The following is a 17,762-nucleotide window of genomic DNA, read 5'->3' as shown; positions in this document are numbered from 1 at the left end:
AACCCCCGCGAGTCGCGCTCTGGGAACTACCGAATGTGGGTTTCGGGCCTATGCCTGAGACCTACATTCGGTGTGTCTGAGAGCGCGACTCGCGGGGGTGTTCGTCAGCGGTTGGGGTCAGTGGTTGTAGCTGCGGCGGCGGTCGCCGCCGTAGCTGCGACCCTCGCCACGGGGACCGCCGTGGCCGTGCTCGCCGCGCGGGCCGCCGTGACCGTGGCCGCCGCGGCTGCCACGCTCGCTGCGGTCGCCGCCGTAGCTGCGCTCGCCCCAGCTGCGGCCGCCGCGCTCGGCGGAGGACCGCTCGCCGCGGTCGCCCCAGCCGCGACGCTGGCCGCCGCCGCCCGTGCCGCCCGGGCGCGGGGTGCGCTTCTTCGGCACGAACTCCGGCACCGGCTCGCCGCTCGGCACGCGGGCGCCGGTGATGCGCACCAGGTCCTCGTCGCCGGGGCGGACGTTGGTGCTGGTCGGCTTGACGCCGGCCCGCGAGGTCAGGCCGTGCACCGCGCGCCGCTGGTCGTGGGTGACCAGGGTGACGACGGTGCCGGACTGCCCGGCGCGGGCGGTGCGGCCGGCGCGGTGCAGGTAGTCCTTGGGGTCGGCCGGCGGGTCGACGTGCACGACCAGGCTGACGTCGTCGACGTGGATGCCGCGGGCGGCGACGTCGGTGGCGACCAGCACCGGGGTGGTGCCGTCCCGGAACTCGTTGAGCACCCGGGTGCGGGCGTTCTGTGCCTTGCCGCCGTGCAGCGCGCCGGCGTGCACGCCGATGGAGCGCAGCTTCTTGGTGAGCCGGTCCACGTGGTGCTTGGTGCGCACGAACATGATCGTGCGGCCCTCGCGGGCGGCGACCTCGTTGATCACGTCCGGCTTGTCGTCGTTGGAGACCATCAGCAGGTGGTGCTCCATGGTGGTGACGCTGCCGGTGGGCGGCGACACCGAGTGCACGACCGGGTTGTTCAGGTACTCGCGGACCAGCTTGTCCACGTCCCGGTCCAGCGTGGCCGAGAACAGCAGCTTCTGGCCGCCGGGCGCCACCAGGTCCAGGATCGCCCGGACCTGCGGCATGAAGCCCATGTCGGCCATCTGGTCGGCCTCGTCCAGGGCGGTGAACTCCACGTCGGACAGCACGCAGGTGCCCTGCCGGACGTGGTCGGACAGCCGGCCCGGGGTGGCGATCAGCAGGTCGACGCCGCGGCGCAGCTGGTCGGCCTGGCGGGTGAACGAGGTGCCGCCGACGACGGTGCGGCACCACAGGCCCAGCGCCCGCGCGTACGGGGTGAGGGCGTCGCTGACCTGCATGGCCAGCTCACGGGTGGGGACGAGCACGATGGCGCGCGGGTGCAGCGGCTTGGCGTGGCCGCCGTTGAGCCGGCTCAGCAGCGCCAGGCCGAAGGCCAGCGTCTTGCCGGAGCCGGTCTGGCCGCGGCCGAGCACGTCGCGGCCGGCCATGGTGTCGGGCAGGGTGGCGGCCTGGATCGGGAACGGCTCGGTGATGCCGTTGGCGGTCAGCGCGTCCAGCAGGGGCTTGGCCAGCCCCAGCTCCTCGAACGTCGGCAGCGGGCCCTCGGGCAGCGTGGACGGGATGTCCTCGGCGATGATCGGCTGGTACGCCTCGACGGGCTTGTTGCTGCGACGGTTCGGCCGACGGCGGTAGCCGCCGTTGCCGCCGCGGGAAGAGGAAGAGTTGCCGTAACGGCGGTCGGACGATGGTGCGGGCACAAATAACCTTCCGGAACGTGGCACGTCTCGGGGAAGGCGCCGCGGAAGGTCGCGGAGATTCACAAGGACGGGCCCGGCGCGCTTGTCCGCGCCGATGGTGGGTGGGTCGCACCGCGAACCTGTGTGGAGTCGGTGGCGGGTTCGCCACAGCGGTGCGTCATAACTATATCTGATCAACGGGGCGGTCCCGACCAGCAGGCCAGTGAGCTCGCTAACCAGGTGTTGTGGCCCCGCAGGACCACAACACCCGATCCGCTCAGCCCATTCCCGCCTCCGCCAGGAGCTCCGCGATCAGCCCGTCGGCGTCGGACATCTCCACCGGCAGGCCCCTGCCCGCGAACCAGGACGTGATGTTGCGCACGTCCCGGGCCAGGAACTCGGGCCCACGCGGGTTGGCCACCACGTCGACCACCTGCGGCAGGTCGATCAGCATCAGCCGGTCCTCGTGCACCAGCAGGTTGTACGCGGACAGGTCGCCGTGGGCCAGGCCCAGCGACGCCAGCGCGCGCAGCGCCGCCCCCAGCTGGTACCAGAGGTCCCGCAGCTGTGGGCCGACCGGCCGCAGCTGCGCCAGCCGCGGCGCGGCCGCCCCCTCGTCGTCGCCGAGGAACTCCAGCAGCAGCTCGGTGCCGGTGCGCTGCACCGGGTACGGCACGGGCGCGCCGACCGTCCACAGCCGACTCAGCGCCACGAACTCCGCGACCGCCCACTGCTCGGCGATCAGGTTGCGGCCGAACGTGGTGCGGGTGGCGATGGCCCGCATCTCACGGGATTTGCGCAGCCTGCGACCCTCCAGATACCCGGCGTCGCGGTGGAACATCCGGTGGTCGTTGCTGCGGTACCGCTTGGCGGCCAGCAGCGTGGTCCGGTCGGAGCCGGGCAGCGACCGGCGCACCAGGTGCACGTCGGCCTCCTTGCCGGTCTTCACCGGCCCCAGCTCGTAGTCCACGGCCGCCGCCTCGGTGATCAGCCAGTCCGGCCGGGGCGTCGGTCCCAGGTCGCCGTCGCCCCAGGTGGACCAGCGGTCGGCCCCTTCGGGCAGCGGATCCCCGATCGCGTCCTCCGCGTCCGCGCGCTGCTGGGCGAGCAGCCCCCTGGCCTCCTCGGTCAGCCGGCCGCGGCGGGTGGGACGGGGTGTGTCGTCGTCGAACCGGCGCTTGCCGCGCCGGCGTTCGGGCAGGTCGAAATCGAAATCGTGCTCGCGCACTGGTGAGGTCTCCTCAAGAAAAGAACTGGGAAGACGTCCCCACCGAGCGGTCGTCGCTACGCGGACCTCGGCGGGACGCCGGGACGGGTGCGGGCCACGCCCCAGACGACAGTCGTTGCCACAGCGCACCTCCTCCGGTCGATCCACGCCGGTACGAAAACGGTCGGCGGGATACTCCCGCCGACCGCCGCGTCAAAGCAACTGATTTACGGCTTGCGGCCCACGGCCGCGTACACCGCGGACTCCTCCGGGTGCTCGCCGACGTCCTCCGGCGACTCCGGGTGCCATTCCGGCGTGAACACCACGCCCGGCTCCACCAGTTCGAATCCGTCGAACATGGCGGCGAACTGGTCCCTGGTGCGGGCCGTCACCGGATTCTGGCTGTTGCGGTACAGGTCGATGAGCTGCCGGATCTGCTCGCCCATGGCGTCCATGGTCACGTGCGACAGCGCCAGGTAGCTGCCGCTGGGCAGCGCGGCCCGGTAGCGGGCGGCCAGCCCCAGCGGGTCGTCGGACTCGGGGATGAAGTGGTAGACGGCGACGGTGAGCAGCCCGATCGGGCGGCTGAAGTCGAGCATCTGCCGGGTGCGGTCGTTGCCCAGGATGCTGTCCGGGTCGCGCAGGTCGGCCTCGATGGCCACCGCGTTCGGGTTGCCTTCCAGCAGCAGGTCGCTGTGCGCGACCGCGACCGGCTCGTTGTCCACGTAGACGATGCGCGCGTCCGGGTTGGCCTTCTGCGCGATCTCGTGCACGTTGCCGGCGGTGGGGATGCCGGAGCCGATGTCCAGGAACTGGTCGACGCCCTGCTCGGTCAGGTAGCGCACGGCGCGGCGCAGGAAGGCCCGGTTGAGCCGGGTGAAGTCGAAGACGCCCGGGGCGACCGCGGCGACCTTGCGGCCGAGCTCCCGGTCCACCTCGAAGTTGTAGCTGCCGCCGAGGAAGAAGTCGTACAGCCTGGCCGCGCTGGCCTTCTCGATGTCGACATCCTTGGGAGCCCAGTCCGGCCGATCCACCAACGCCCACCCCTTCCGCCTCGCCCGGGGAATCCGCCCGGCGAATCCTAGTGATCGCGGCGGGACGGCGACATCACCAGTCCGGGTCGACCGTGCCCGCGATGATCATCGGCTCCACCTCGAACGGCAGCGACGGCGGCCCGAACCAGTCGCCCTGGCCCAACTCCACGCCGAGTTCCCGCAGCGCCACGGCGTGCCGCTCGTGGTGCACGCCGGCCGCGTGCACCGGCAGCTCGGCCAGCTGGGCCGCCGACACCACGCCACCGATCGCCCGTTCGGCCGAGGGTTCCGGCTTGTCGTCCTCACCGAGCGTGGCCACGAACTCGGGGGCCAGCTTCACGCCGTGCAGCGGCAGCCCGCCGAACCCGTGCGGGCAGCAGCTCGCGGTCATGCCGCCGACCAGCACCTTGAAACCCAGGTCGGTCAGCACGGTCAGCACCTCGGCCGGGTCGCCGTCGGCGTCGCGCAGCATGTCGGGGGACACCTCCAGCACCAGCTGCTCGGCGCGGGCGCCGCTGGCGTCGAGCACGGCCAGCAGCAGCGCCGACAGGTCCTGGTCGCCCACCATCCGGTCGGACAGCGCCACCGACAGCGGCGGCGTGCGGTCGCCGTGCTCGTCGTGCCACTCCCGGGCCTGGTCGCATGCCTGCCGCAGGGCCCAGGAGCCCAGCGGCAGCATGTGCCCGGTGCGCTCGGCCAGGTGCAGAAAGTCCTTGGCGGACAACATGCCCTGCTCCGGGTGGTCCCACGAGACGACCAGCGAGAAGCCGGCCAGGCCGCGGTTGGCGACGCGGGCGACGGGCTCGAACTCGACGGCGAACTGGCCGCCGCGCAGCGCCGCCGGGAGCTGCGCGGCCAGCTCGAAGTCGCGCCGCTGCCGGCTGCCGCGGTCCGCCTCGAACAGCTGCCACTGGGCCCGGCCGTCCCGCTTTGCCCACTGCAGCGCCAGTTCCGCGTCCGCGAGCAGCCGGAACGGGTTCGAGCCGGCGGCCGCCCGCTCCACGATGCCGACGCTGGAGGTCACCGAGTACTCGCGGCCGGCGGCGAGCACCGGCTCGGCGATCCGGGCCATCGCCCGCTCGACGACGTCGATCATGCCCTGGGTGCTGGAGCGCACCGCCAGCAGCGCGAACCGGTCGCCGTCGACCCGGCCGAGCAGGCCCGTGTCGTCATCGACGACGGCCCGCAGCCGGTCCGCGGCGGTCTTGAGGATCTTGTCGCCGACCTGGTCGGACGCGCCGGCGTTGATCACCGACAGGCCGTCCAGGCCGAAGCAGGCCAGCCCGATCCGGTCGCCCGGGCCGAGGCCGCCGACCGCGGTCTCCACCTTGGACATGAACAGCGCCCGGTTGTGCAGGTTGGTCAGCGGGTCGTGGGCCACCTGGTGCGACCAGCGGTCCTGCAACAGGTGCAGGTCGGTGATGTCCTCGATCATCACCACCGGGTAGTCCGGCAGGCCGTTCTCGTCCTTGATCAGGGTGACCGCGATGTGCACCCAGATCGGCTCGTTGTCGCTGCGCAGCATCTGCTGCTCGGAGCGCAGCGAGGTGAACTGGCCGTTGATCAGCTTGCGGTAGGCCGTCGACACCTCCTCGGCGTCCTTGCGCGGCATCAGGTCGTACGGCGTGCGCTGGCGCAGCTCGTCGGCGCTGTAGCCGAGCATCTCCTGCATCGCCAGGTTGGAGTTGACGATGTGGCCCTGGATGTCGCCGATGGCGATGCCGACCACCGACTCGGTGAACACCGTGCGGAACCGGCGTTCGCTGGCGCGCAGGGCCTTCTCGGCCGCGTCGCGGGCCCGGAACACCGCCTTCTTCAGCGTTTCCTGCTGGAGGAAGATGTGGTCCCGCAACGCGTCCACGTAGCCGCCGGCGACCGCGCCCAGCAGGTCCACCAGCCGGTCGTCGTCGGCCTCGCTGCGCAGGTACCGGCTGAGCACCCGGATCGTGGCGTCCAGTGCCTTCGGGCCGACCAGCTGGCTGGCCACCAGGCCGCGGCCGACCTCCAGGGCGGGCGAGTGGTCGAACTGCTCGGCGTGCAGCGAGGTCATCAGCAGCTCGGCGAAGCCGGTCAGGATGACGTTGAGTTCGCCGCGGGACAGCGGGACGTTGCTGGTCGGCAGCACCGCGCCGGTCCACAGCCGCGCGAACTCCGCGAGGCCGGGGTACATCGACCCGCCCTGCTCGTCCTCGCCCGTCATGACGCCTCTCCAGCCGCGATCAGACGACTGTAGCCCGGATCAGTCGGTCACAACGAGGTCAACTGCGCGGTCCCCGGTCTGCCGCAGCGTGAGTCCGGCGGCGGTCGCCGTGCGGACCAGCGCGGACACCGTCGAGGGCTCTCGCGCGGCGGTTGTCAACACGCGGGCGAGGCGTCCCTTGTACGCCTTGTTGAAGTGGCTGACGGTCTTGCCGTTGGGCATGATCACCTTTACTGCCACCGCATCCGGGATCCGGGCCAGTGCCGCGTACGCGCCCGAGCGCATGTCGATCACCAGCTCGTCCGCGGCGGCCAGCACCGGCTCCAGCTCCGGCCGCCACAGCGCGGCGAGCGTGCCGATGCCGGGCAGCGTGCTCCCGCCGGAGAGCCGGTAGGCGGGGATCGGGTCGCCGGCGCGGACGACACCGAACAACGCGGAGGCCACGGCGAGGCGTTTCTCGGCGCGGGCGCGTTCCGCCTTGGACAGCGACTTCGCGTCCAGGGCGTCGTAGAGCACGCCGGTGTAGCGGGACAGCGCCGGCGCGGTCGCCGACGTGCGCAGCGCGGCGTTGCGGTGCACCTCGTGCTGCTGGCGTTCCGACAGGTCCAGCGCCCGCAGGCTCGCCGGCACGTCCGCCGCCAGCGTCACCAGGGCGTCGGCCAGCTTGCGGCGCAGCGGCGTCAGCTCGGGGAAGGACAGCGCGTCCAGGTCGAGCGGGCCGCCGGCGCCGCCGTCGGACTTCGTCTCGGACGGGGGAAGCAGCACCAGCACCCGCCGAGATTACCGCGAGCCGCCGACCTGAAGGCTTCGCGGCGGGCCTTGTCCCCCCGACGTGATCGCGCTTACACTCGGATTTGCCTCCGCCTCACGCCACTTTCCCGTGGTTCCGCTCGCCCTGTCGAATTTCGGGCGGACCCGGGTCGAGGAGGATGCCCGTGTCTCGACGCACTCGCGCTCTCGGGGGAATTCTGGCCGCGGCGGCCCTGTTTCTCGTCGCGCCCAATGCCTATGCCCAGGTCGAAAGCGGCACCTGGAAGACGTGGAATCCCGGCTTCAAGGTCCAGACGGTCGGCTGCGGCTCGGCCAGCGGCTCGACGTTCAAGCTGACCTGCTCCAGCAGCAGCGGCGAGCAGCGGGCGGAGCGTCGCTACGACACCTACAGCAGCGGCACCCACCAGTTCGAGGGCTATTTCAAAATTAACAGCATGGGCGGCAGCCGGATCAGCCTGAAGCAGACGTTCAACGAGAACAACGGGCCGTTCTTCCTGCTGGGTGTCGAGGCCGGTGGACGCATGTACGACGTGGAGGGCGGAGCCACCATTTCGGGCTCCGCGACCGTCGGAACCACGGTTCGCGTCAATACTGTGAACCAGGTCGGCAACACGCACCGCACCTACATCAACGGGTCGCTGAAGAACACGGTTTCGAGCCCGGGCGGCAGCTACTACGACAAGTTCGGGGCGTACCGGACGTCCACCGGGCAGGGGCCGATCTCGGTCACCTGGAGCAACATCAAGTTCTGGACGAAGTGAGCCGCCGGCCGCCCGTCCGGATCGGGGCGGGCGGCCACCCCGACCGCCGAGGCAACCCTGTGAAACGTGCGCTCGTGCTCTGCTGCGCCGCCGTCGGGGCGGCGCTGACCGCCTGCTCCGCCGCGGCGACCCCGCCGGCCGGCATCATGCTGGCCGCCACCATGACCTCGCCCGTCGACATCCGGCTGGACTGGACCGGGAGCGACCCGGCCGCCGCCGGCCGGATCATCGAGTTCGCCACTGCGTCGGGCGGGCCGTGGACGACGTTGCAGTTCATGCCGGTGCGGCAGAACAGCTACACCCACCCCAACCTGATGCCGCAGACCCCGTTCTACTACCGGCTCCGCCCCTACTACGGACCGGCGTCCACCGCGGTCGACGTCACCGTGCCGGGCGGCGCCGGCGACCAGCCCACCGACTTCCCGGCGCCCGCCACCTTGCCGGGCGGGCCGGCGGTGACCCACTCCATCCGCGACGGCTCCACCGCCGGGGCCCCGACCGGGCTGAAGGCGAAAGTCATTCAGGACAACGGGATCCAGCTGACCTGGACCGACAACGCCAGCGACGAGGAGGGCTACCTCGTGGAGGACAAGCCCGCCGGCGCCGCCGACTACTCGGTGGTGGCCACGCTGGACAAGGACATCAACTCGTTCGCCCTGATCACCCTGCCCGACGAGAAGGAGGCGTCCTACCGGGTGCGGGCGTTCTACTACGGCCCGTCCTCCAACGTCGTCACGAGAACCACCGGCGGCCAGTGAGAACCCGCCGATGCAGTGAAGGCGTCCTTCCCTGCGCTCAACGCAGGGAAGGACGCCTTCACTGCATCAAAGACCCGATCAGGCGAAGGCCGGGGCCGTCTCCAGCAGGTCCAGAAACGCCTGCTGGTGCACGGTGAGGTCGTCGCCGGAGTACAGCGCCGGGTTGCCGTCGAAGTCGATGCGCGGCCCGGCGCCGCCCTGGCCGCCGTGCACGGTGATGGTCAGGTCCTCCACGGGCCCGGCGGACAGCGTGTGGGCGACGGCGGTTCGCCCGTCGAACACCAGCTCGTAGCTGATGGGGTTGATGTCGACGACGGGCCCGTACAGCCGGGGCATGTGCAGTTCCTGGCGCAGCAGCTCTGACCGGTACCGCTCGTGCGGCTGACACACCTTGACCTCCTCGGCGACGTCGCCGGCGAGCTCGGCCAGGCTGGCGCCGGGCGGGGTGAGCACCCGCAGCGGCATGGTGTTGGACGTCGAGCAGGGCACGTTCAAGGCGGCGGTGCGCCGCCGGCACATGCGGGGCAGCCCGAGCACGACCTCGGACGTACCGGTGACGTGCCGCAGGTACGCGGCGACGGCGGCGATGACCACGGCGGACCAGCTGGTGTGGCAGCGGCCGGCGACCTCGGCCCAGTCCTCCAGGGCGGTCCGGGGCAGCTCGACGGTGCGACGGAGCACGCCGGCCGACGGCGGCGCGGAGCCCTCTGTGAGCCCGATAGGCACGGGCGCGTCGGCGAACCGGTCGAGCCAGAAGCGTCTGTCCCGCCGCCACCCGGCCGACAGCGCGTAGGCGACGTCCTCGTCGACCACGGGTCGTAAGGGATCGAACGGTTCCCCGTCGACGCCGTTGTACAGCTCGGCGACCCGGCGGTCCACAAGGAACAGTCCATAGCGGTCCAGGGCGATCCGGTGGCTGCGGTGGTACCAGAGCACCCGCTCGGGCGACACGGTGATCAGCGCCTGCCGGAACAACGGCCCGTCGGCGAGGTCGACGGCAGATGTGAGGTCGGCTCGCATCCAAGTCAGCGCGGCGGACATCGGGTCGGCCGAGGCGCTGACGTCGACGGGCTCCAGCCGCCACGGCCGCACCGCCACCACGTCCTGGCAGCCGACGACGGCGAACCGCATGTGCAGCGCCTCCGCCTCGGCCACCGCGCGCCGGGTGGCCTCCTCGAAGCGGCCGTGGTCGACGGGCCCCGCGATGTCGACGTACTCGGCGACGTTGTGCGCGGCGCCACCGGGATCCACCTGGTGCGCCGAGAAGATTCCGTGTTGTGCGGCGGACAGCGGCCACCGGGACGTCGAAAAGGCGGTCATGCTCATCCCCCTGAGGTGACGGTGGCCAGCGCCGCGCGTGCCCGCGCCCGGCCGTGCGCGACGACGGTCCTGGCGACGTCCGGGTCGAACCGGGCGAAGCCGGACACCTCGAACTCGTCGCCGGGCTCGATGAGCACCAGCCGGGGCGCCTCGCCGGGCCCGAGCTCGCCGAGCTGCTTGGTGTGCTCGTAGTCCCGCAGCACCGCGAACCGGGCGACGTTCTCGAACGCCAGGCCCAGCGCGTCGCCCAGGGACGCCGGCGTGGTCGACTGCCGCCCGCAGGACGACGTCACGACCACGACGGTCCGCGGCTCATACGCGAGAGCGGGCTGCAAGGGCGTGTTCGCGACCATGCCGGCGTCCACATAGGTGCGGCCGTCGATGTGCACGGGCGGGAACAGGATCGGCGCGGCCGCCCCGGCCATCAGGTGGTCGACGGTCAGCGGCACCTCGTGGAACCCCGAGCCCTCCGGTGCGGAGTTGGTGAAGTGCACGACCTCGCCCGAGCATTCCTCGACGGCGGCGACGACAACCCGCACCCCCTCCTCGATCCGCAGGCGTTCGCCGCCGATCGCGGCGATCAGCGTCTTGCGGGCCGGCGCGGTGTCGAGCAGCCAGGTCCAGCCGACGGAGTCCAGCGCGTACCCCATCAGGTCGCTGGTGGGCAGCCGCACCAGCCCGGCGGGCCGCAGCAGCCGCCACAGGTCCAGCCGCGGCTTGTAGACGTCGTGCCCCTGCACGTTGATCCACAGCTCCACCAGCTGCTGCGGCGACAGGCCGGCGGCCAGCAGGCCGGCGTTCAGCCCGCCGGCCGACGTCCCGGACAGCACGGTCGGGCGCAGCCCCACGTCGGCCAGGCCCTGCGCGACACCGGCGCCGAAGTACGCCGCCGACGCCCCGCCGCCGGAGAGCACCAGCGCGACCTCGTCGCTCACGACGTCAGCCTCGGGCGGTACACCTGCCACAGGGAGCCCAGGAAGAACGTGCCGAAGCGCTCCAGCACGGTCGGACTGGCGGCGCGGATCGTGGTGAGCTCGCGTAAGAAGTCCAGCCCACCCAGCCGCAGCTCGCCGGCGCCGAGCGTGACGCCGTCGCAGAGGATCTTCGCGTGCAGCGTGGTGGTGTCCGGCCAGATCGCCGTCGGCGGCCCGGCCCGCAGCTCCTTGTGCCCGCTGAGCAGCAGCTCACGGCCGCGGTCGTCGGCGAACGGCAGCCGGTAGCGCATCCGCCGCCGCCCGCCGGCGCTCTCGGTCACCATGAGCTCGACCCGGCCACGGGCGACCAGCAGCCGGCCGCCCAGCGGCTCGCAGTCCAGCCAGCCGGTGGCGGCGGCCTCGTGCCGCGGGTCGGCCAGGAACGCGTCCATGTCCTCGATCGACACGGTCACGTGCAGGCGAAGCGGGTTCTGCCCCTCTCGTTCACCGAGGGTGACCTGGCCGGCCATCTCCTCGGTGAACGAGAGGGCGGCTGCACCGGTCCGACCCCCGCTGAGACGGGCCGGTGCCACCGGAGTGGCCTGCGTCGTTCCCCCTGAACGGCGCTGACCACCGCGCGCGGACGACCTCCCCGCCATACCGCGCGCGAGCAACAGATGATCGCAGAGACGGTCCGCCATCGCGGCGATCGTCAGCGAGGGGTTCGCGCCCACCGGGCCCGGCATCGCGGCCCCATCGGCAACGTACAGGCCCGGATGCCCGAACACCTCGCCATAAGGGTCGCAGACTCCCTCGCCGGGATGGCGGCCTATCGGCGCGCCCCCGAGCGGGTGCGCGACCGCCAGCCGGCGGCGCAGCCAGAGCGGATTGTCCACGTACTCGCCGCCCAGCGCGCCGGTGATGGCCCGCATGGTCGCGCGGACCCGCTCGATGTAGTCCCGGCTGGTCTCGGTCGTCCACGACACGTCCAGCTCGCCCTTGCGCAGCCGCATCACGCCGTCGGGCACGTCCCGGCCCATGCCCAGCAGCGGCAGCGAGCAGTTGGACAGCGTGCCGCTGCCGATCAGCTGGCCGATGCCGTGCTCCAGGTGGTCCGGGCCGGTCCAGCGCAGCAGCGCGCGCACCCGGTTCCAGGTGAAGCCGGTCAGCCGGGACAGGTCGCCGCGCACGTCCATGTTCTGCACGAGCCAGTCCAGGATCACCGGGTAGCCCGAGTCCTGGATGTAGAACCCACGCCCGACCCCGCCGTCCTCGTCCAGCTCGTCCGGGACCCGGATGGTGCTGGTGATCACCGGCCCGCGGCTGGCGTGCATCGGACGCGGGCGGCCGTCGCGGCGGGCGTGCAGCGCGAACGACAGCATGTCGCCGTTGCCGCTGAACCGCGTGCCCAGCGCCGCGCTCAGCCCGGGCAGGTTGGCGCGGTTGCCCAGCAGCAGGCGGGTGGTGCCGAACGAGCCGGCGGCCAGGATCAGGCGCTCGCAGTCGATGCGCTTGGGCACCGAGCTGCCGTCCATGCCGTGCAGCAGGTAGCGGACCTGGTAGCCGGGGCCGCCGGGCCGGATCGCCTGCACCTCGCACATCGTGCGCAGGTCCGCGCCGGCCGCCTTGGCCGCCGACAGGTAGGTGTGGTCCAGGCTCAGTTTCGCGCCGTCGTTGCAGCCGAAGTCGCACTCGCCGCACAGGCGGCAGGTGCGCCGGGGCAGGCCGTGCAGGTTGCCGTAGGACGGCTCGACGATCGGCAGCCCGATGCCCGGCTGCCCGCCCGGCTTGGCCGCGAACGCCACGGCCAGCGGCGGCAGCTGCCAGTCCAGGCCCAGCCCGGCGGCCGCCTCCTGGAACGCCTCGGTCTTGGGCACGCCGGCGAACTGCGGATCGTCGAACGGGTACCGGCTCGGCGTCAGCATCGCCTCGACGGTGTCGTAGTGCGGGTCCAGGTCCTCGCGGGTCACCGGCCACGACTCGTAGCCGCCGCCGGGCAGCTCGCTGTCCTGCACGAACCAGCGCTCGTCCTTGCGCAGCAACACGTTCGCGTAGATCAGCGACCCGCCGCCGAGGCCGGCCGACACCACCGAGTCGAAGCCGCGGAACTCCAGCACGTCGAACAGGCCGTAGTCGGCCTGCGCGGGGTTCCAGAAGTTGTGGTGCATCTCGTCGGGCGTGCGGGCGAAGCTGCCGGGCGGCCAGGCCCGGCCGCGCTCCAGCACGACGACCGACAGCCCCGCGTCGGCGAGCCGGTGCGCGGCGACGGAGCCGCCGAAGCCGGAGCCGACGATCACCGCGTCGACCGTCTCGATCCCGGTTCCCCGTGGGCCGGCCATCACGAGGCCCGCTGCTTCAGGAAGTCCACGATGTGCGGGAACACCTCGAGGTCGGCGTGCTTGCCGATGAACGGGTCGAGGTGCCCGTAGCCGGGCAGCACCCGCAGCTCGTGCCGGCCGGGCGCGGCCTCCTCCAGCCGGCGGTGGAACACCTGCTGCGAGTCGATGAACACCCGGTTGTGCGAGCCCGTGAGCAGCAGCAGCGGGGTCGTCACGGCGCCGAGGTCGGCGGTGTAGTCCTCGCCGGTGTCGTAGGCCACGGCCCGGCCGGCGAAGATGATCTTGCGCACGTGCCGGTCGTAGTTGACGCCGCTGGCCTGGCAGATGTCGCCGATCCGCTGGTGCGTGACCGGCAGCAGGTTGCGGTGCTCGTACATGGCCGGCCAGCCGGTGCCCCACATCATGCTGAGCAGGTGGCAGGCCGGCACCGAGCACTCCGGGTGCAGCACCGACATCACCTTGGACACCGCCCAGCCGGTGGTGAACGCCGGCGCGTCGCCCCACTGCGGGTCCAGGTACGGCTGGCGCAGGCCGTACTCGACGACGTCCGGGCCGGCGACCAGGCGCGCCCGCGACCACAGCGGCACCCGTGGGGTGAGGCCGACGCTGTTGCACACCATGCTCGCGATGTCCCCGACCGCCCCGGAGAACAGGCTCATCAGGAAGGACACGGAGCCGAGGCAGTGCGCGACCACGTGGATCCGCCGCCCCCCGACGTGGCGGCGGAGTTCGGACAGTGCCGCGGGATAGTCGTTGCGCGCCAGGTCGTCCAGCGTGAACCGGTGCTGCGACTTGTTGTACGGCAGGCGGTTGCTCATGCGGGAGTCGAAGGACCACACCTCGCCGAACCCGTTGTCCAGCAGGTGGTTGACCAGGTTGCGGTGCTCCGGCATGACGAACATGTCCGTGGACGAGGTCAGGCCGTGCACCAGCAGCACGACGTCCTCGGCGGGCTCCCGGCGGAACCGGGTCAGCGTCAGGCCGAGGCCGTCCAGGGTGGTCACCGGGTGAACGCTCACATCCGCGTCGCGCACACCGTCGAGGGTGTAGAGCGGGATCTCACGGTTCATGGCGCGCCCCCCAGCGACTCGTCTGTTGGTCGACCGTCACCCTGACGGACCAGCTTCGTCTTTTCCATCGTGGTAAACCACGACATTCGGTGTTCGATCCGGCCCGATCGGCCGCCGAACCTGGTACGCCCAGGTGAGGGGCCATGCCCGCAGCGTGACCGTTTTTGACGCGTTGGTCAGTTTTCGAGGTGCGGGCCCAGCACGCGGCCCAGGCCGCCCCGCGCCGGCACCCCGGTCTTGCCGAACACGCGCGTCAGGTGCGTCTCCACCGTCCGCAGGCTCAGCGACAGCCGCTCCGCGATCTGGGCGTTCGTCCGGCCCTCCACGACCAGCCGCGCCACCTCGAACTCGCGGGCCGACAGCCCGAACGGCAGCTCCGGCCGGCGGCCGCCGCGCGGCACCGGCACCCGTTGGCCGAGCCGGCGCTGCGCCTCGGTGGCCTGGGCGTGCAGCCCGCGTGCGCCGGCCGTGGCGAACAGTTCGGCCGCGATGGCCAGCTGCCTGAGCCCGCCCGCGCGGTCGCCGGCGGCGGCGAGGCTCTGGCCGGCGCGCAGCCGCGCGCGGCCCTCCTCCAGACGGTAGTCAGGGCCCGTGAGCGTGTCCGCGGCCCGGAGCGCCAGCCGCGCCGAGGTCGACGGGTCCGAGCCGCTCACCGCGTGCGCCCGGATCAGGTCGGCGATCGCGACATTGACCTCGTGGTCGGGGTGCCGGATCGCGTCGGCGCGGTCGGCCAGCGGCAGGCCCGCGCCCGGGTTGCCGGCGATCGCCTCGGCGTGCGCGATCGCCTCCAGGCAGATCAGCATCAGCGTCTCGTCGCGGACGCCCTCGAGCTCGAACTCGTCGCACGCGGCCAGGACCGCGGGCTTGCCCGCTTCGAGGTCGCGGGAGTAGATCAGCACCAGGCTGCGCATGCAGCCGGCCAGCACCGACCAGTAGACCTTGCTCGGCTGGTTGGCCTGCGCGCCCCCGCTGGCCGCCTTGAGCGCGGCCGGGTACTCGCCGGCCCAGGCCAGCACCAGCGCCTGGGAGGTGAGCGCGATCGTCTGCGCGTCGCCCGAGCCGACCAGCCGCGCGATGTCGCACGCCTCCTCGGCCACCGTCGCCGCCTCGGTCAGCCGTCCCATCCGGCCCAGCGCGAAGATCTTGGCGGACAACAGGTACGCCAGCACGAACTGCTGCCCGGTGGACCGCGCCAGCTCGGTCACCCGGTCCAGCCGGGCCAGCGCCGAGGAATGCCGGCCGACCATCAGCTCGGCCCAGCACAGCCACGCGCAGATGTCCATCCACGGCGTGATCTCCGCGGCGGTCAGCCGGGACATCAGCCGGTCCACCTCGTCCAGCCGGTCCAGCGCGCCCGGGATGTCGCCGGCGATGTAGGCCGGCATCACGCCCAGCGCCGTGGCCGCGAACGCCGTCGGCGGGTCCAGGTGGTCCAGCTTGGTGAGCTCCTCCAGCATCCGCGCGCATTCCGCGGCCTCGCCCGTGCCCACGTACTCCACGGCCAGCCGCAGGTACAGCGGCGCCGCCTCGACCATCAACGGGTCCGGCAGCTTGCGGAGCTCCGCCAGCAGGACAGCCTTCGCCGCCTCCCGTGACCCCAACATGCGCTCCGTCGTCGCGCACAGCCGCGCGGCGATCGCCCGTCGGGTCAGGTCCTCGGCCGGCAGCAGCTGCAACGCCTCACGGGCCGAGTCGCGGCCCGCGCCCAGCTGGCCGCTGGTCAACTGGGCGTTGCCGAGCGCCAGCAACAGATTGCAGCGCGTCGGCCGCGTCGCCTCGTTGTCGGGCAGCAGCCGCAGCGCGTTGCCCAGCCAGTGCGCCGCCGTCGCCGGGGCGCGCGAGACCACGGCCTGCGCCGCCGAGGCCAGCTCGCCGACCGACGCGAGATCCCCGAACGGGGCGGAGTTCACCACGTGGTGCGCCAGCATCTGCGGCTGCGCGCCCTTGCCGCGCAGGAAGTGCGCCGCCCGCCCGTGCGCGCCCATCCGCCAGCCGGCCTTCGCCGACGCGTACGCCGCGTGCCGCACCAGCGGATGCCGGAACCGGAAGCGCGCCGCGTCCGGCCGCACCACGTCCCGGGCCACCAGCTCGTCCAACGCCGTCAGCGCGTCCGACTCGGCGATCTCACCGGCCGCGGCGACCGCCGCCGGCTCGAACTCGTCGCCGACGACCGCGGCCGCCTTCGCCACCAGCTGCCCGATCCGGCTCAGGCTGGTCAGTTCCATCAGCAGCGCCGCCCGCACCGTGTCCGGCACCTCGGCCGTCATCGACGGGAACGCCTCGCTCTGCGCGTCCCGCGGCGCCGGCACCCGGCCGCCGTTCATCCGGGACAGCGCTTCCAGGTAGAAGGGATTGCCGCCGCTCGCCTCGAACAGCCAGCGCCGGCGGGTGTGGTTCACGTCCGGGCCGAGCAGTTCCTCGGTCTCCTGCTCGGTCAGCGGCGCCACATCCAGCCGTACGCGGCGGGTCGGCTGGGCCAAGCCCAGCGCCGCCACCAGCAGCGGCGACGCCTGGCCCGGGCGGTAGGCCACCGCAACCACGAGCCGGCCGCGCGGCGGGTGCCGCAGCAGGTGGTCCAGCAGCTCCACCGAGCTCTCGTCGGCCCAGTGCACGTCGTCCAGCACCAGCACCATGCCGCCGGACTCGGCCAGCAGCTCCAGCAGGCCCCGCACGGCGCGGTACAGCCGGTAGCGGTCCGTGGCCTCGGCCGGGACGTCCGTGGCGATGCCCGCGAACACCGAGCCCAGCAGCCGCCGCTCGCCGTCGCTCAGGCGGGCCAGCTGACGGTCCGACAACGTCTCCAGGTGGTCGTCCAGCGCGTCGGCGACCGCCGCCAGCGGGGCGTCCCGCTCGAACTCCGAGGCCCGGCCGACCAGCGTCAGCATGCCCTTGCCGCGGGCCGCCGCCACCGCCTCGGCCAGCAGCCGGCTCTTGCCCACCCCCGGCTCGCCGACCAGCTCCAACAGCTGGAACGCGCCCTTTCCTGCCCGGTCCAGCGTCTTGTCCACCGAGCGCAGCGCGTCCGCCCGGCCGACCAGCGGCGCCCGGTCAGGGTCCTCCGCCGTACCCCGCGTGCGTTCGCGCCGGCCGGTCACGGCACCTCGCAAGGCTGGGGGAGTACGGGAATGCGCATCGGCGTCAAGGGTGCCAGTCCTGGGCCGTTTCGGGCAAGAGACGAAAAGGCAGGGTTAACCGGAGAAGTGAATTCAACGGGACAATTCCGCACGTCACCGGATTCGTATCACCCTCGTATGGGGGAGACGGCGTTCGGTGATCAACCGCGGAGCAGGGAGAAGCGGACGTGCCGGACCGGATTGTCCACATTGGTGTCGACCAGGCAGATCGACTGCCAGGTGCCCGTCGCCAGCCGGCCGGCGAGGACCGGAATCGTCGCGTACGGCGGAAGAAACGCAGGTAGCACGTGGTCCCGGCCGTGTCCTGGCGTGCCGTGACGGTGTCGCCACGCCTCGTCACGCGGCAGCAGCCGGGACAGCGCCGTCAGCAGGTCGTCGTCGCTGCCCGCGCCGGTCTCCAGCACCGCGAGGCCGGCCGTCGCGTGTGGCACCCAGACGTGCAGCAACCCGTCCACGGCGCCTTCCTCGGCGAGAAATCGCTCGCAGTCCGCGGTCAGGTCGTACACGACCTCGGATGATCCGGTCCTGATCTGAATTTCCACACTTCGCACATGGT

General features: G+C 72.2%; 13 protein-coding genes. 2 read left to right on the top strand and 11 right to left on the bottom strand.

The genetic code is table 11. From position 1 onward, the window contains the following. Nucleotides 1-117: 117 nt before the first annotated feature. From BCF44_RS11690 to yaaA, 5 genes are all read right to left on the bottom strand, one after another. Nucleotides 118-1,719: a DEAD/DEAH box helicase gene (locus tag BCF44_RS11690; RefSeq protein WP_116174182.1), complete on the bottom strand. Its 1,602-nt coding sequence runs from the start codon at nt 1,717-1,719 to the stop codon at nt 118-120. A gap of 256 nt (nt 1,720-1,975) precedes the next feature. Continuing rightward, a complete protein-coding gene (locus tag BCF44_RS11685; RefSeq protein WP_116174181.1) occupies nt 1,976-2,926 on the bottom strand; it encodes a serine protein kinase RIO in 951 nt (316 codons plus the stop codon). A 206-nt stretch (nt 2,927-3,132) separates the two neighbouring features. Beyond that, nucleotides 3,133-3,939, bottom strand: coding sequence for an SAM-dependent methyltransferase (locus BCF44_RS11680; RefSeq protein ID WP_116174325.1), 807 nt, complete (start codon nt 3,937-3,939; stop codon nt 3,133-3,135). A gap of 73 nt (nt 3,940-4,012) precedes the next feature. Continuing rightward, entirely contained in the window at nt 4,013-6,139 is a 2,127-nt protein-coding gene (locus tag BCF44_RS11675; RefSeq protein ID WP_116174180.1) for a bifunctional diguanylate cyclase/phosphodiesterase, read from the bottom strand. A 39-nt stretch (nt 6,140-6,178) separates the two neighbouring features. Next, nucleotides 6,179-6,910 (bottom strand): peroxide stress protein YaaA, encoded by a 732-nt coding sequence (yaaA, locus tag BCF44_RS11670; RefSeq protein WP_116174179.1) that lies wholly within the window; start codon nt 6,908-6,910, stop codon nt 6,179-6,181. A gap of 164 nt (nt 6,911-7,074) precedes the next feature. Here yaaA and BCF44_RS11665 point away from each other — a divergent pair, with 164 nt between their 5' ends. Together BCF44_RS11665 and BCF44_RS11660 are read left to right on the top strand one after the other, a co-directional pair. Next, the gene (locus tag BCF44_RS11665) at nt 7,075-7,671 is read left to right on the top strand and encodes a hypothetical protein (RefSeq protein WP_246014953.1); all 597 of its coding nucleotides are present in this window, start codon (nt 7,075-7,077) and stop codon (nt 7,669-7,671) included. Nucleotides 7,672-7,730: 59 nt separating this feature from the next. After that, on the top strand, nt 7,731-8,429 hold the full coding sequence (locus BCF44_RS11660) for a fibronectin type III domain-containing protein (RefSeq protein ID WP_211352981.1): 699 nt from the start codon (nt 7,731-7,733) through the stop codon (nt 8,427-8,429). Between the two features lie 78 nt (nt 8,430-8,507). Here the strand turns inward: BCF44_RS11660 and BCF44_RS11655 are convergent, their stop codons facing one another. From BCF44_RS11655 to BCF44_RS11630, 6 genes are all read right to left on the bottom strand, one after another. Continuing rightward, nucleotides 8,508-9,749, bottom strand: a complete 1,242-nt coding sequence (locus BCF44_RS11655) for a condensation domain-containing protein (protein ID WP_170217484.1) — start codon at nt 9,747-9,749, stop codon at nt 8,508-8,510. Between the two features lie 2 nt (nt 9,750-9,751). Next, nucleotides 9,752-10,684 (bottom strand): patatin-like phospholipase family protein, encoded by a 933-nt coding sequence (locus BCF44_RS11650; protein ID WP_170217483.1) that lies wholly within the window; start codon nt 10,682-10,684, stop codon nt 9,752-9,754. Beyond that, the gene (locus tag BCF44_RS11645; protein ID WP_211352980.1) at nt 10,681-13,002 is read right to left on the bottom strand and encodes a GMC oxidoreductase; all 2,322 of its coding nucleotides are present in this window, start codon (nt 13,000-13,002) and stop codon (nt 10,681-10,683) included. Before BCF44_RS11645 ends, BCF44_RS11650 begins: the two co-directional genes overlap by 4 nt. Further along, nucleotides 13,002-14,072 carry an alpha/beta fold hydrolase gene (locus BCF44_RS11640; RefSeq protein ID WP_116174176.1) on the bottom strand — a complete coding sequence of 357 codons (1,071 nt, stop codon included), beginning with the start codon at nt 14,070-14,072 and terminating at the stop codon, nt 13,002-13,004. Before BCF44_RS11640 ends, BCF44_RS11645 begins: the two co-directional genes overlap by 1 nt. A gap of 176 nt (nt 14,073-14,248) precedes the next feature. After that, the gene (locus BCF44_RS11635) at nt 14,249-17,167 is read right to left on the bottom strand and encodes an ATP-binding protein (protein WP_170217481.1); all 2,919 of its coding nucleotides are present in this window, start codon (nt 17,165-17,167) and stop codon (nt 14,249-14,251) included. A gap of 179 nt (nt 17,168-17,346) precedes the next feature. Next, entirely contained in the window at nt 17,347-17,757 is a 411-nt protein-coding gene (locus BCF44_RS11630; RefSeq protein WP_116174174.1) for a secondary thiamine-phosphate synthase enzyme YjbQ, read from the bottom strand. Nucleotides 17,758-17,762: the final 5 nt, after the last annotated feature.

The sequence above is a fragment of the Kutzneria buriramensis genome (assembly GCF_003387475.1).
GTDB lineage: Bacteria > Actinomycetota > Actinomycetes > Mycobacteriales > Pseudonocardiaceae > Kutzneria > Kutzneria buriramensis.
The sequence above is the reverse complement of the archived record's forward strand: the minus strand, read 5'-3'. Positions and strand labels throughout refer to the sequence as shown.

Coding starts and splice junctions, on each gene's coding strand:
- BCF44_RS11675 (WP_116174180.1), bottom strand. CDS start 6,139: ATGACGGGCGAGGACGAGCAGGGCGGGTCGATGTACCCCGGCCTCGCG.
- BCF44_RS11640 (WP_116174176.1), bottom strand. CDS start 14,072: ATGAACCGTGAGATCCCGCTCTACACCCTCGACGGTGTGCGCGACGCG.
- BCF44_RS11655 (WP_170217484.1), bottom strand. CDS start 9,749: ATGACCGCCTTTTCGACGTCCCGGTGGCCGCTGTCCGCCGCACAACAC.
- BCF44_RS11645 (WP_211352980.1), bottom strand. CDS start 13,002: ATGGCCGGCCCACGGGGAACCGGGATCGAGACGGTCGACGCGGTGATC.